Origin of the sequence: Caballeronia sp. TF1N1 (assembly GCF_022878925.1) — a bacterium.
In the GTDB taxonomy this organism is placed as follows: domain Bacteria; phylum Pseudomonadota; class Gammaproteobacteria; order Burkholderiales; family Burkholderiaceae; genus Caballeronia.
Map to the genome: position 1 here is coordinate 262,622 of NZ_CP084626.1, position 14,279 is coordinate 276,900.

The following is a 14,279-nucleotide window of genomic DNA, read 5'->3' on the forward strand; positions in this document are numbered from 1 at the left end:
AACGGTTGGCGTCATCAGAATTATTTAAGACGGTTCCGATGTCTGCGCCAACGGATGCGTATCAGACTTTACTGTTCGACGGCGCCTGCGACGACGTGTGTTGCGGCGTACGCAAGATTTCCAATGCGGTGTCCTTTCAACGACGCCGACTTTTACCTTGAGAGATTCGATTTGAGTTCCGTCGTCGTGCGTTGCTGGTTCCTGCTCGTCGTGCTCCTGTCACCGTATTGCACGGAGGTGCACGCGGATAGTGTCGCGCCTGACGCGCGCGCGACTGCGGCTGAAATCTCGCCCGCCAGGGAAAGCATTCCGCCTATCGATGCGGATGCCTTCATGTTTCGCGCTAACGACGCGCTCTCGAACGTTTATGTCTCGGCAGCGCCGTCCCGTGTTCTGAGCGTTACCGCACTGCGCCTGCTGCCTGCACTCATTGGCGTGCTGGCCGTTTTGATCGTCACGCTTCGTGCGTTCGTCCTGTTGCAGCGGGAAATGCGAAAGCGTCTCACCATCGAACAGCAACTCGCGACGCAGTTGAGCTTCCAGCAGACCATGATGGAAGTCGTGCCGTATCCGCTTGTCGCGAAGGACATGGACAATCGCTACGTCGCGGTCAACCGTGCATTCGAGGAGGCCCTGGGCGTTCGCAGGACGGATATCGTCGGACAGACGGCGCTCGAAGTGGGCGCGTGGGGAGCAAAGCACAGCCGTTTGCTGCACGATCTCTCCGGTTGCACGCTCGCCACGGGCAAGCGTCAGGAAGTCGAGGCCGAGTTCTTCGACGAGTTCGGCAGGTCGCGTTACGGCCTCTTCTGGACCGGTGCGTTTCTGGCACCGGGCGGCGAGCGAGCAGGCGTGGTCGGCACGATGATCGACATTACCGATATTCGCGACGCCGAGATGCACGCCCGTCGCACGGAACGGCGCCTGCACGATGTTACACGCTCGCTTCCCGCTGTCGTCTTCCAACTGCGGCGTGCGCGCGATGGCGCTTACAGCCTTCCGTATATCGACGGTGACACGCGGCAACTGCTTGGCCTCGATCTTGGAGCGTTGGCTAACGATCCGCTCAAGGTATTGCGTCAAGTCAATTCCGAGGACGGCGTGCGCCTGCTGGCGGAAATCGAGCGGTCATCGCTCACGCTCGAACCCTTGCATACGGAATTTCGAGCCGTCGTCGGGGGCGTGACGCGCTGGTTTCGCGCAGACCTCGTCGCTCATTGCGAAGACGACGGCGCCGTGGTCTGGAGCGGATATTGGGTGGATGCGAGCGTCGAGCACGCGCGCGCTGAAGAGCTTGCGCGGGCGAGAGATATCGCGGAAGCCGCATCGAGAGCGAAGGACGATTTTCTCGCCATGATGAGCCACGAAATCCGCACGCCTATGAACGGCGTTCTGGGTCTCGTCGAAGTGTTCGAAAATACGCCGCTCAATCCGGATCAGTCGCAAATGCTCGGCATGATTCAGGATTCAGCCAGCGCCTTGCTTCAGATTCTCGACGATCTCCTGGACTATTCGAAGATCGAAGCAGGCCGCCTGACGATCGAGCCGACCGCGATCGATTTACGCGAACTCGTCGATAGCGCCGTCGGCTTGCTGGCGGGCAGGGCACACGAAAAGGGCTTGCGCGTGCGAGTCAATGTCGCGCCGGAAGTGGCGGCTACCGTGCAGGGCGACAGCGTGCGTCTGAGGCAGATCATCTTCAACCTGCTGAGCAACGCGATCAAGTTCACCAGCGCTGGTGAAGTCGCCGTGCACGTACGGGAAGTGGGATCGACGGAGTCCACTCAACTGCTCGAACTCTGCGTGAAGGACACGGGCATTGGTATCGCGTCCGAGGCGCAGGCGAGTCTCTTCGAGCCGTTCGTGCAAGCGGAAAAGTCCACTACCCGACGCTTCGGCGGTACGGGCCTCGGACTGACTATCGTCAATCGGCTCGTGGACTTGATGGGTGGCACACTAACGTTGCAGAGCGAAGTAGGCGTCGGCACATCCATGACGCTTCGCCTCGAACTGCCGGTCGAGACTTTGCAGTATCAGATCGACGGCTTGCGCGGCCGGAGGGGCATCGTGGCGATCGACGAAGATCGCGTCGCCGACGCGTTGGTGAACTACGGACAGGCGCTCGGTCTGGTGCTTCAGCGCATTCCGTCGGATAGCCCGAGCCTAATGCTTCTGGAGACGTTCGAAGGCGTCGATATCGTATTTCTAAGCGATACGCACAAGGACAAGCTGCCGTTCAGCTCCCGCGTCATTCACGCGACGGAAAAGCCGAAGCCAACGGGTTATCGAATTCTTGAAGACGATATTCGCGTCAGCATCAATCCGATCTCCTGGCGAGGGCTTGGCGCTGCCTGCGTCGCGGCCTTGACCGGCATGCCGCAGATTGCGGCGCGCGCGACGATGGGCCTCGAACCGAAGAAGGAAGCGCCCGACCGCGCGGATGCTTTGCGCAACGGCAGGCTCGTGCTCGTGGCGGAGGATCATCCCGTTAATCAGGAGTTGATTCGCCACCAGCTTTCGTTGCTCGGGTTCGCCTGCGATGTTGTGCAGGATGGCGTCGAGGCGCTCGCGGCGCTCGAACAAACGCATTACGGCTTTCTGATCACGGACTGCCATATGCCGAACATGACCGGCTACGAACTGACGAGACGCGTGCGCGCCAACGAAGCGGGAACAGCGGTCCGCCTGCCGATTCTCGGCATCACCGCTAGCACGGCGGCCGAGGAGCGCACCATGTGCCGCGACGCGGGTATGGACGATTGCCTCATCAAACCCACTCGGCTCGCGACGCTGCGCGAGCATCTTAACCGGTGGTGGTTGAAGGACACGGTCGCGCCTGAGCCGGAAGGACGGGCAGTCGGCGACGCCGAAGCAAGGCACGCGGAAGAAGACGAAATCGACCTTGGCGCGATGGCGCAACTTTGGGGCAGCGAGGCGACCGTCAAGGCGCTTCTCGATGCCTTCGTGTCCTCGTTCCGCGACGATCTCGCCGCGCTCGAACCACTGCTCGCACGCGGCACGGTGGAACACTTGCGCGAATGGCATCATCGCGTGTCTGGGGCGGCGAGCGTCTTGCAGTATCGGCCGCTGCTGGACGCGCTGGAAACATTCAGGCGTGACTTGTCGAGTAAGCCACTTGCAATGCGTCGACGGGACGGAAATCTGTTGATCGTTCGCTGCAGGCAATTGCTCGAGCGCATAGAGGCGCAAGGCGCCGAGCTCGTTTAAGCGGTCGGATCACTCAAAGCGCGACGCGAATCAAATCGCGTCGCGCTTTTTTCTTTTAGTCGGAAAGACCGGCCGCGCCGAAATCGGACGTCGCACGGTCCCGGAAATGCGTCAGCGCAAAGTCGACGAATGAACGCGTCTTAGCCGATACGTGTCTGCGTCCCGGATAAACGATCGACACTTCCTTGTCCGCGTCGTTGAGCGTGTAGGCCGGCAGCAGGCGCACGAGCGCGCCCGCTTCGACGTCCTGCCGGACATAGCTCTCGGGCAATACGGCAATGCCCATTCCCAATATCGCCGCCTGCCGCAACATGGGTGAACTGTTCACCGTGTACGACGGGTCGATCGACACTTCCTCGCGCGAACCCGTCGGACTGGTGAATGACCACTTCGATCCGTGAATATCCGTGGACGGCGCGAGAAACTCGTGTTTGACGAGAGCGGCGGGCCGCGCCGGTATGCCGCGGCGGGCGAGATAGTCGGGCGATGCGACGAGTGCCGCGGCGACCTTGAAAAGTGGCCGATTGATGAGCGTGCCGCTATTGACGAGATGCGGCACGACGATGCCGACATCGAAGCCTTCATCGACGAGATCGACCGGCCGATGGAGCAGCGTAAGACTGAGCTTCACGCTCGGATAGCGATCGCGATAAGCGCGCAGCATGGGCGTGAGTTCGAGCAAGGAAAACGATGCCGATGCAACGAGCTTGAGTGTTCCGGATGGATCGACTGAACTGTTCGCTACTGATGCCTCGATATTCTCGACGTGTTCGATCACTGTTCGGCAGCCATCGGCGTATTCCTTGCCCGCTTCGGTCAGCGACACGCTTCGTGTCGTGCGATTCAGCAAGCGGGTATTGAGATGCGCTTCGAGTAGCGAGACATAGCGTGTGACCACGGCGTTCGAAAGATCGAGCGCTGCGGCCGCGCGGCCAAAAGAAGATGTCTCCGCGACTTTGAGGAAGACGCGCATCGCCTGTAATTGGTTCATGAGCGGATGGCCTGGCGAAAGCGTGAACGGCGGGTGATCGGTGCGAAGTCAGCGAGGGCAGGAGTGCCGCCTCGCGTGCGCGATGTTACGTAGCCCGATACATCTTGTGAATAGGATGACTCCGATGTCTTCTCGCTGTCGCTCGTCAGCCACTGTCGCATGTGTGCAACGATGCTGCGCCTGGTCCATCTCGTTAAAGAAAAAGCATTCGGGTAAGTACCAGATGCGTAAGCGTTAAGTCATATTGAAATTCCATTTTTCGATTTATTCGAAAGACCTTTTGCTCGTTCCTTGGTGGTCTCTGCAAAAAGCTGCGCCATACACTTTGGGCTGCCGAATATCGGTGTGAGGCTTTCTCCGGGGCTTCGATCCCAGATGTGCCGCGCCGCGGCCTTAAGCAACTCATCGAGTCTCGTGACTCAATCAAAGGAATTCGCATGAAAAAGAATCTTATCGGAGCCGCAGTGGCCGCTCTGGCTGCATCGTTCGCCACGGCTGCAAGCGCACAAAGCAGCGTCACGCTGTACGGCACGGTAGACGCAGGTTTCACGTTCGTGAACAACGTGCGTTCGGCACAGGGTTCGGACTACAACAAGGCAAGCGCATGGGGCGTTACGGGTAACAACGTGCAAGACAGCCGTTGGGGCCTGACGGGCGCTGAAGATCTGGGCAACGGCATGAAGGCAGTCTTCAGGCTGGAAAGCGGCTTCAACCCGGCAGACGGTAGCGGCGCCGGTGCTGCCCGTCAGTCGTATGTCGGCATCTCGACGAACCAAGGCACGGTAACGTTGGGTCGTCAGAACGACTCCGTGGCTGACTACCTCGGTCCTTTGAGCGCAACTGGCACGTTCGGCGGCACGTACTTCGCGCATCCGGACAATCTGGATAACCTGGACGGCAACAACTTCCGTCTCAGCAACTCGGTCAAGTTCCAGAGCGCCAACTATGCTGGTCTGACGTTCGGCGGCGAGTACGGCTTCTCGAACTCGGCAGGCAGCTTCGCGGCGAATCGCGCGTACAGCCTGGGTGCTGGCTACGCTAACGGCCCGATCAAGGCTGGCATTGCATACACGCAAGCAAATGGCATCAACAGCAACAACGCTGGCGCCATCAACGGTGCTACGGTCGTTCCGCATGTCGTCGGTGACGCGCTTGTAGCAGCCGGTCAGCCGGCAGAGGCCGCAGAAGCCGCGTTCGGCACGATCCGTCAACGTACGTTCGGCGCAGGCGCCAGCTACTCGACGAATGCTATGCAATTCGGCCTGCTGTGGACGCAAGTTCGTCAAGACGGCAGCAACTTCGACGCTACGGCCGTCACGAACAACTACGAAGCAAACGCTCGTTACGCTCTGACGCCGGCGCTGTCGCTGGGTGCGGCCTACACGTTCACCAACCAGAAGCTCGGTGCCGTAGGCGAATCCACGCGCGTTCGCTATCACCAGTTCGGCTTGCAGACCGACTACGCGTTGTCCAAGCGTACGGACGTCTACGCTGAAGGCGTGATGCAAATTGCAAGCGGTCTGCCGGAAAACGAATACCCGTCGGCTCAAATCAGCGGTGCAGCAGCATCGTCGAGCAGCCGTCAGGTTCTCGTGACGGCTGGTATCCGTCACCGCTTCTAAAGCGGGCTGAGTTGTAAGCAGTAGCTAGCTAGCAGTAAAAAGAAAAGGGCGCCGCGCGGCGCCCTTTTTGCATTCGCGCGCGTGAACGGCGCACACTGAAAAACATCGATCATCCGAATGCTCTACCATGGCGATGCCTAAGCGCATCAACGATATGAAAGCGAAGCGCTTGGCCGTCACCAAGGAGAGCCAGAATGATCCCGACATGCAGACCACATGTCCGCTGCATCGCAGCCATGATGTTCACGTTGCTCGCATCCTCGGCGGCATTCGCCGATACCATCGCGCTGAAGGCAAATCTGCAGCCATCGAGCGAAGTTCCGCCGCGCGTCAGCAAAGGCCACGGCATGCTCGACGCCACGTTCGACACCGACACCAAAGTCATCACCTGGACCGCGACTTACGCCGAGCTTTCCGGCCCGGTCACGATGGCCCACTTCCACGGTCCCGCGCCCGTCGGTCAGAACGCGAAGCCGCAAGTACCCGCCGACAAACATGCGCTCGCCAGTCCGATGAAAGGTCGGGCCACGCTCACCGAGCAGCAGGTCACGGACCTCATGGCCGGGCAATGGTATTTCAACATTCACACACAGGAAAACCCGACCGGCGAGCTTCGCGGTCAGGTGATGCCATCGAACTGATCGGCTCGACTCAAAGCCTGAGCCCGCTACGATGAGTTGGCAAAGCGCGTTCGCATGCTGGCTGCTCAAGCGGCAAATGCGGCCGGAAACGGCGAAGCCGACACTCGATGTCGAGCGCGCGCGGACCTACGCATCGCGTCGAATCTGGTTGCCGCGTGTACCGAAGGGATGGCGACTCGATATCGAGCCGGATGGCGAATGGTTGCGCCGCGAGAGCGCCGCGCATGATCGACGAACGGTGTTTTATCTCCACGGCGGCGGCTATTACTTTTGCTCGCCGCGCAGTCATCGAGCGATCACGTTCGGTCTTGCGACGCGTGCGGATGCCGACGTGTTTTCGCTCGATTACCGGCTGGCTCCCGAGCATCGCTTTCCGGCCGCGCTCGACGACGCCGTTGCCGCTTACCGCCGCCTGCTCGCGTCGGGCATCGATGCAAAATCGATCGTCATTGCGGGCGATTCGGCCGGCGGTGGCCTCGCGCTCGCCACATTGCTCGCGCTTCGCGATGCACGGGTTCCATTGCCCGCCGGCGCGGTGCTGTTTTCGCCGTGGACCGACCTGACCTGCGGCGGCGCGTCGATGCAAGCAAACGAAGGCCGTGACCCGATGTTCCACGCATCGGTCTTCCCGCGCGTGGCCGCGCTCTATCTCGGCGATGCCGATTCGCGTGATCCCTACGCGTCACCGCTTTTCGGCGATTATCGAGGCCTGCCGCCGCTCCTGATTCAAGCAGGCGACACGGAATTGCTTCTCGACGATGCCACGCGCGTCGCGAAAATAGCGCGCGAAACCGACGTGGACGTGCAATTGCAAATCTGGCGCAACGTCCCGCATATTTTCCAGATCTGGGCGCCATTCATGCCCGAAGCGCGCGATGCGCTCACGCAAGCCGCGCGTTTCATATCGACCACGACGAGCGCCGACAACACTCAGCGCCCGCCGATCACCTCGATGGTCTGATACGCGCGCTCGACCGCCGCCGTTCCGTATTGCCGTTCGAGTCTGCGCACAGTGAAGTGTCCGAGCGCCATCTGCTGAAAATGGTCGATGAACACGGTGTTGACCATGGCGCCGAGAACCGCGCCGATGGCCGGAATCGACTTGGCCGCGACCTGCTCGCTGACCTGCACCGAGAAGCGCGACGCAATGGTCTGCAAGAATTTGAGCAACGCGGTCGAGCCATGACTGCTCAATCCCTTGGCCGCGATTTCGTTGGTCGCGCGCGAGATGGACTGCGCGAGCGCGCCGCGAACGATGAAATAGCCGATGTCGGCGTTATCGTCGTCTTTGTGGGTGCCGCCCATGCCGAGCACCATCATGCATTGCAACTGCGTCTCCACGCGATGCACGTCCTCGCCTTCGCTGCGCGCGATGTCGCAAATCGAGCGAAACATCAACGTGGTCGTGACGGGCAACTCGACGGGCAACGCAAACAAGCCGAATGCGCCGCCCGCCGCGCCCGTCGTCGCGACGGCGAGTTTGTGCATCAGATTGCGCGGTTTGTCCGGCGGCGGCGCGAGCAGCGAGTCGGACGGCGCGCTGTTGCCGAGCGTGCGCAGCGCAAGCTGCAGGCATTTCTTGAGCGCGACTTGCGTGGCTTCGTCGACTTTCCCCTGGGCCGAGGCTGGAAGCCGTCCCATGAGTTTTTCGATCGGCGCGCCGACCACGCTCGCTAGTTTCATCGTGAGCGAAGGGCTTTCGAGCGCCTCCTTCGCGCGGGACAGAGCGGTGAAATCTTCGGCAGTAAGCGGCGAAGTGATGATGGGCGTCGGTTGCATACGAAAAATGTCCGGGAACGTGCATGAAGAGAGCGGTGGGCCACACGGCTTAGAGCACGCGAGCGTGCTATGATTCCCCATTCTTTGACTCGTCAATAATTGCGTCCACAAAAATGGCCGTTCACACAGCCGCGCATCACTCCAGCGGACAGGTCTTGCCCTTCCGCGAATCGCTCATGGCGATGTTGGGCATCTCTTTCGTCACCATGCTCGTCGCGCTGGACCAGACCGTCGTGGGCACCGCGCTGCCTACTATCGTGGCCGAACTCAAAGGCTTCGATCTCTACGCCTGGGTCGCGACCTCCTATCTGCTGACCTCCGTCATCACCGTGCCTATTTTCGGGCGGCTCGGTGACTACTACGGTCGCAAACCCTTCGTGATCGCTTCGATTATCGTGTTCACGGTGGCGTCCGTGTTGTGCGGACTCGCCAACAGCATGATGTTTTTGGTGCTCGCGCGCGGTTTGCAGGGCATCGGCGGCGGGATGCTGGTTGGCACCGCGTTCGCGTGCATCGCGGATCTGTTCCCGGATTCGGTCGTGCGCCTGCGCTGGCAGGTGCTGATGAGTTCCGCTTTCGGCATCGCCAATGCGGTCGGCCCTTCGCTCGGCGGGATTCTCACGCAGTATTACGGCTGGCGTTCGGTGTTCTACGTGAATCTGCCCGTCGGCGTGCTGTCGCTGTTCTTCGTCTGGCGCTTTTTGCCGCATCTGCGGCATGTGGCGCACGAAGGCAAGATGCGGCTCGACTGGCCCGGCGCCGCGCTGATCGCGGTTGCGCTCGGCGCGCTGCAATTGTTCGTCGAGATGTTGCCGAAGCACGGCATCAGTGTCGAGACGGCGATGCTTTTGGCGGTGGCCATCGTGGCGTCCTACAGCCTGTGGAAGTGGGAACTGCGTTGCAGCTACGCGATTCTTCCCGTCGATATGTTCCGCAACAAGAGCCTCGCCGCGCTGTTCACGCTGGCGATTCTCGGCGGCTTCACCATGTTCTCGCTGCTGTTCTATGCGCCGCTGCTGTTCCAGGGCGGCTTCGGCATGTCGCCGAAAGACGCGGGCATGATGATCACGCCGCTCGTCGTGTTCATTACCATTGGCAGTATCGTGAACGGACGAATCGTGACGCGTTTGAAGAACGCGAATCTCATGCTGTACGTGGGTTTCGCGTTTCTCGCCGCGTCGTGTTTCGGCGTGGTGATCGCCACGCATACGATGCCGCGTTCCATGCTGCTCGTCGTCATGCTGATGGGCGGGCTCGGCCTGGGCTTCGTCATGCCGAACCTCACCGTGTTCGCGCAACAGACCGCGGGACGTCAGCATCTGGGAATTGCGACGGCATTGTTGCAATCGCTACGCATGATCGGCGGGATGATCGGCACGGCATTGACCGGCACGCTCGTGAGCCATCTGTACGCGAGCGGCGTGAGCCTCGCGCTTGAACGAGATCACGCAATGCACTGGCTCGGCGATCTTTCCGATCCGCAAATCCTCATCAATCGCGAAGGACAGGACACGCTGCTCGCGCAGCTTGCGGCTGCGGGTCATAACGGCGCGATGCTGCTCGAATCCGCGCGCGAATCGCTGGTGGCGGCAATCCATATCGGCCTGGCGGTCGCGGCCGTCGTCGCGGTCGTTTCGCTCTGGCAGTCGCGCCGCGTGCCGCCCGTGCGCTTGAAACGAACGCACGAACCGGTCATCCTCGCCGAATGAATTACAACGGAATCGAGAGCATGTACGAACAGGAACGTATCGCGGTGGTGCAGCAGTTTGGGCGGACGTATCGCGCTTTCATGTCGGCGTTCGAAGCAGCCGTCGGCCAGCCAATGCCGCGCTGGCGCATTCTGTTCGCCTTGCATGAGCACGAGGGCGAGGTGTCGCAGAAGAAACTCGTCGAACGCCTGCGCGTGGACCCGGGCGCGCTGACTCGTCAGTTGAAGACGCTGGAAGGTCTCGGCTGGGTCGTGCGCAGCGTGGATGTCCGCGACAATCGCGTGTCGAATGTCGCGCTGACAGCGCAAGGCCGCGCGGCGGCGGAAGAGGGCATGCCGCGCCGCACGGCGTTTCTGCACGACACCATGGCATCGTTGCCGGACGACGCCATCGAGGCGCTGTCGGGCGCGCTTCATATGCTCGAAGCGCGCATTCAGGAAGTCGCGGTGCAAAACGCGGCGAACGCCGCACTCGTCGATACCGCCGCCGAAAAAGCCTGACGCGTCAAAAGAACGTTTCGATCACTTCGGTGACGCGGTATTTAGGATCGACCACGAGCACCTGACGCCACTTGTCAAACGTGAGACACGGGTGCGAGATGTCGAAGGCGATCATGTCGCCGACCTTGAGATCATCGCCGGGCTTGATGCGCAAGTAAGCGTGCTGGTCCATCAGGCCAAAAATTTCCCAGCCTTCATCCGTCGAGATATCGCGTGGCGCTTCCATGCCCGGACGAAAATGCTTCGCCGCTTCCGGCAAGCCCGCGTCGAATGCGGAATCGCGCTTGCCGAGCCCGATGATCGCGCGGTCCGGCTCGGGAATGGACTGCACGTACGCCCACAATTGCAGCGCGGGTTTAAGCCCTTGCCCCATCTTCTTCGCGATGGGATTGCGCGCGAAGATTTCGTTCTGCGCTTTCTTGTAGATGCCGACGTCGTGCGTCAGATAGCAGCCGGGACGCAGTACGACTTCAATGGCGTCGCTGTTCGCCTTGGCGAATTCGTCGGCGACGACGTCGTACCATGCCGATCCCGCGCCCGAGAGAATCGCCGGCTTGCGCGCGATCTTGCCAGCATCGATCAGAGCGCGGGTGGTGTCGACGGCGCTCTTCAAAAAGTCGCGTACCTTCGATTCGTCCTGCAAGACGCCTTCGTATAGTTCGATTCCCGCCAGTTCGATCGTGCCCGGCCAGCGCGCGATGGCCGCGAGCACGGCTTCGCGCTGCGCGTCGTCGCGCACGCCCGTGCGTCCGCCCGGCACGCCAAGTTCGATCAGCACATTCAGCTTCTTGTGCACGTCGCTGAAGAATGCGCCTAGTTGATCGACGCCATCCGCTGAATCGACGAGACAGAAGAACTCGAAGTTCGGGTCCGTCAGCAGCTCGGCGATCATGCCCATGTTGCGTTTGCCGACGAGCTGATTCGCCAGCAGGATGCGATACACGCCGCCGCGATACGCCGCGCGCACCTGATGCGCCGTGGCGAGCGTGATGCCCCACGCGCCGGTGTTGAGTTGGCGGCGAAAGAGTTGCGGCGCCATGGTGGTCTTGCCGTGCGGCGCGAGCTTCACGCCGTACTCTTCGACGAACGCTTGCATCCACTTCAAATTGTGTTCGATGCGCTCTGCATACAGCACGGCGGCAGGCAAGCTCACGTCCTCTTCGAGCAGGTTCCATTGCAGACGCGCCGCGTCCGTCAGATTGATGCCCGTGCCCGGCACCATGCCGAGACCCTTGCCAAACGGGTCGATTGTCGCGTTCTGATAGTTTGTAACTTTCATGTGCTGCTACTCCATCGTCCGGATGAATAGATTCTGTCGGTACTTAAAATGGCGTCGCGGTTGACGGCATCATGTTACCCAAAGTAGCATTCTCGTTGAAATGTTATTTAGTAACATGCACCGTGGGTTAACCCTGTCAGCACTATGAACGGCCACGCCGATTCGCTCACCTTCGATATCGTCGCGCGCATCGCGCAACGCGCGCCCGAATTGCGCAGTGCCGAGCGCAAGGTTGCCGCGCTGATCCTCGACGATCTCACGGGCGCGTCGCGGGCAAGCATCGGCGCGCTTGCGGACAAGGCGGAAGTAAGTATCGCCACGGTCACGCGCTTTGCGAAAGCGGTCGGCTGTCAGGACGTGCGCGAACTCAAGCTGCGGCTCGCGCAGGCGGCGGGCGTCGGGCAACGCTTTCTGAAGCCCGAACCGGACGCCGTGCCTGAAACACTCGCCGCGCGCATCTTCGAGGAAGTGCAGGCCACGCTCGCACAGAATCAGGGTGCGTTGCGTGCCGCGCCCATCGCGCAAGCCGCCGATGCACTCGCGGCTGCGTCGATGATCTACGTGTTCGGCATGGGCGGCGGCTCGACCGCGCTCGCCGACGAGATGCGCTTTCGTCTCGTGCGGCTCGGGCGGCCGGTGGCGTCGTATCAGGACGGACTGCTGCAGCGCATGGTGGCATCGACGTTATCGAGCGAAGACGTCGTTGTCGCGCTGTCCGTGACGGGGCAGACGCCGGAGATGCTCGAAAGCTGTCGGATCGCGCGTGAATACGGCGCGTGCGTGATCGCGTTGACCGCGCCGGCGTCGCCGCTGGCGAAGCTCGCGGACTGGCTCATTCCGGTCATCGCGATAGAAACGGATTTCATCTACAAGCCGTCGTCGTCGCGTTACGCAATGATGATGGCGCTCGATCTGCTCGTCACCGAACTCGCGGTGAAGCAGGCCGATCACAGCCGTGAACTGCTGCGCCGCATGAAGCACGCGCTCGATGCGCATCGTGGCGGCGGCGAGCGGCAACCTTTGGGAGACTGACATGGAATCGCCCTCGAAGCAGAAGGCCGATACGTTGATCATCGGTGCGCGTGTGATCGACGGCACGGGTGCGCCCGCCGTCGAGCGCGATGTCGCGGTGCGCGATGGCCGCATCGTCGCCATCGTGGCGCCCGGCGCACTCGCCAACTGGAACGCCGATGAAGTGTTCGACGCGCAGGGCAAGGTGCTGGCGCCCGGTTTCATCGACGTCCATACGCACGACGACACGCACGTGATCCGCTCGCCGCAGATGATGCCGAAGATCACGCAAGGCGTGACCACGGTGATCGTCGGCAATTGCGGGATCAGCGCGTCGCCGGTGACGTTGAAGGGCAACCCGCCCGATCCGATGAATCTGCTCGGCGACGCCGACGCGTTCAAATATCCGACCTTCGCCGCTTATGTCGATGCCGTCAACGAAGCGCGTCCCGCCGTGAATGTCGGCGCGCTGATCGGCCATACGGCGCTGCGCAACAATCACATGGACCGGCTGGATCGCGCGGCGAACGGCGCTGAAGTGGATGGCATGCGAGCGCAACTCGAAGAAGCGCTGGATAACGGCGCGCTGGGGTTATCGAGCGGGCTGGCTTACGGTTCGGCGTTCAACGCGCCGCCAGAGGAAGTGGAGGCGCTTGCCGAGCCGCTTGCCAAGGCAGGCGCGCTTTACACGACGCACATGCGCACCGAGTTCGATGCAATTCTCGATGCAATGGAAGAGGCGTATCGCGTCGGTCGCCATGCGCGTGTGCCGGTGGTGATTTCGCATTTGAAGTGCGCGGGACCGTCGAACTGGGGACGCAGCGTGGAAGTGCTGAAGTCGCTCGAAACGGTGCGCGAGGGTCAGCCGCTCGGTTGCGATTGTTATCCGTATAACCGCAGTTCGTCGACGCTGGATCTGAAGCAGGTGACGGGGGATATCGACATCACCATCACGTGGTCGGAGCCGCATCCGGAGATGGCGGGCAAGCTGATTCGCGAGGTGGCGGCCGAGTGGAACGTGAGCCAGCAGGATGCGGCGAAACGCTTGCAACCGGCGGGCGCGGTGTATCACAACATGTCGGAAGACGATGTGCGGCGCATTCTCGCGCATCCCGCGACGATGGTTGGCTCGGATGGCTTGCCGAACGATCCGCTGCCGCATCCGCGCTTGTGGGGCGCGTTTCCGCGCGTGCTTGGCCACTACGCGCGCGATACGGCGCTGATGCCGCTCGAAGAAGCGGTGCGCAAGATGACGAGCCTGACGGCGCGGCGTTTCAGCCTGCCCGAGCGTGGCGAAGTGAACGTGGGTTATCACGCCGATCTGGTCGTGTTCGATCCCGAGCGTGTGCGCGATGCCGCGACCTTCGCGAAGCCGCAGCAGGCGGCGGACGGCATCGACGCGGTGTGGGTGAATGGGGTTTTGACGTATCGCGATGCCGCCGTGACCGGTGCGCGCGCGGGACGTTTCGTGGCGCGCGGCGCGGCATCCAAGCTGGATGCGCAGGGCGCGTTTTGAATT

11 protein-coding genes are annotated in these 14,279 nt (G+C 61.6%); 8 read left to right on the top strand and 3 right to left on the bottom strand.

The genetic code is table 11. The features are described from left to right. The first annotated feature begins 171 nt into the window (after positions 1-171). Positions 172-3,228, top strand: a complete 3,057-nt coding sequence (locus LDZ28_RS01290; RefSeq protein WP_370652068.1) for an ATP-binding protein — start codon at positions 172-174, stop codon at positions 3,226-3,228. Between the two features lie 55 nt (positions 3,229-3,283). Here LDZ28_RS01290 and LDZ28_RS01295 read toward each other — a convergent pair whose 3' ends face one another. Then, a complete protein-coding gene (locus LDZ28_RS01295; RefSeq protein ID WP_244826940.1) occupies positions 3,284-4,219 on the bottom strand; it encodes a LysR family transcriptional regulator in 936 nt (311 codons plus the stop codon). Positions 4,220-4,656: 437 nt separating this feature from the next. On the opposite strand from LDZ28_RS01295, the gene LDZ28_RS01300 reads away from it, so the two are divergent. The 3 genes from LDZ28_RS01300 to LDZ28_RS01310 all read left to right on the top strand — a co-directional run bounded on the left by LDZ28_RS01300 (position 4,657) and on the right by LDZ28_RS01310 (position 7,443). After that, entirely contained in the window at positions 4,657-5,841 is a 1,185-nt protein-coding gene (locus LDZ28_RS01300) for a porin (RefSeq protein ID WP_244826941.1), read from the top strand. Between the two features lie 236 nt (positions 5,842-6,077). Next, complete coding sequence (locus tag LDZ28_RS01305) at positions 6,078-6,482, top strand: CHRD domain-containing protein (protein ID WP_244826942.1); 405 nt, start codon at positions 6,078-6,080, stop codon at positions 6,480-6,482. 31 nt (positions 6,483-6,513) lie between these two features. Beyond that, entirely contained in the window at positions 6,514-7,443 is a 930-nt protein-coding gene (locus LDZ28_RS01310; protein ID WP_244826943.1) for an alpha/beta hydrolase, read from the top strand. Here the strand turns inward: LDZ28_RS01310 and LDZ28_RS01315 are convergent. After that, positions 7,413-8,261 (bottom strand): EcsC family protein, encoded by an 849-nt coding sequence (locus LDZ28_RS01315; protein WP_244826944.1) that lies wholly within the window; start codon positions 8,259-8,261, stop codon positions 7,413-7,415. The two genes, LDZ28_RS01310 and LDZ28_RS01315, sit on opposite strands and share 31 nt — an antisense overlap. A 113-nt stretch (positions 8,262-8,374) precedes the next feature. Here LDZ28_RS01315 and LDZ28_RS01320 point away from each other — a divergent pair, with 113 nt between their 5' ends. Next, on the top strand, positions 8,375-9,970 hold the full coding sequence (locus LDZ28_RS01320; RefSeq protein ID WP_244826945.1) for an MDR family MFS transporter: 1,596 nt from the start codon (positions 8,375-8,377) through the stop codon (positions 9,968-9,970). A 20-nt stretch (positions 9,971-9,990) separates the two neighbouring features. After that, the gene (locus LDZ28_RS01325) at positions 9,991-10,470 is read left to right on the top strand and encodes a MarR family winged helix-turn-helix transcriptional regulator (RefSeq protein ID WP_244826946.1); all 480 of its coding nucleotides are present in this window, start codon (positions 9,991-9,993) and stop codon (positions 10,468-10,470) included. A gap of 4 nt (positions 10,471-10,474) precedes the next feature. On the opposite strand, the gene LDZ28_RS01330 is transcribed toward LDZ28_RS01325, so the two are convergent. Then, a complete protein-coding gene (locus LDZ28_RS01330; RefSeq protein ID WP_244826947.1) occupies positions 10,475-11,749 on the bottom strand; it encodes an amino acid deaminase in 1,275 nt (424 codons plus the stop codon). 144 nt (positions 11,750-11,893) lie between these two features. On the opposite strand from LDZ28_RS01330, the gene LDZ28_RS01335 reads away from it, so the two are divergent. Beyond that, positions 11,894-12,781, top strand: a complete 888-nt coding sequence (locus LDZ28_RS01335; protein ID WP_244826948.1) for a MurR/RpiR family transcriptional regulator — start codon at positions 11,894-11,896, stop codon at positions 12,779-12,781. Position 12,782: 1 nt separating this feature from the next. After that, positions 12,783-14,276 (top strand): amidohydrolase family protein, encoded by a 1,494-nt coding sequence (locus LDZ28_RS01340; protein ID WP_244826949.1) that lies wholly within the window; start codon positions 12,783-12,785, stop codon positions 14,274-14,276. Positions 14,277-14,279 lie beyond the last annotated feature (3 nt).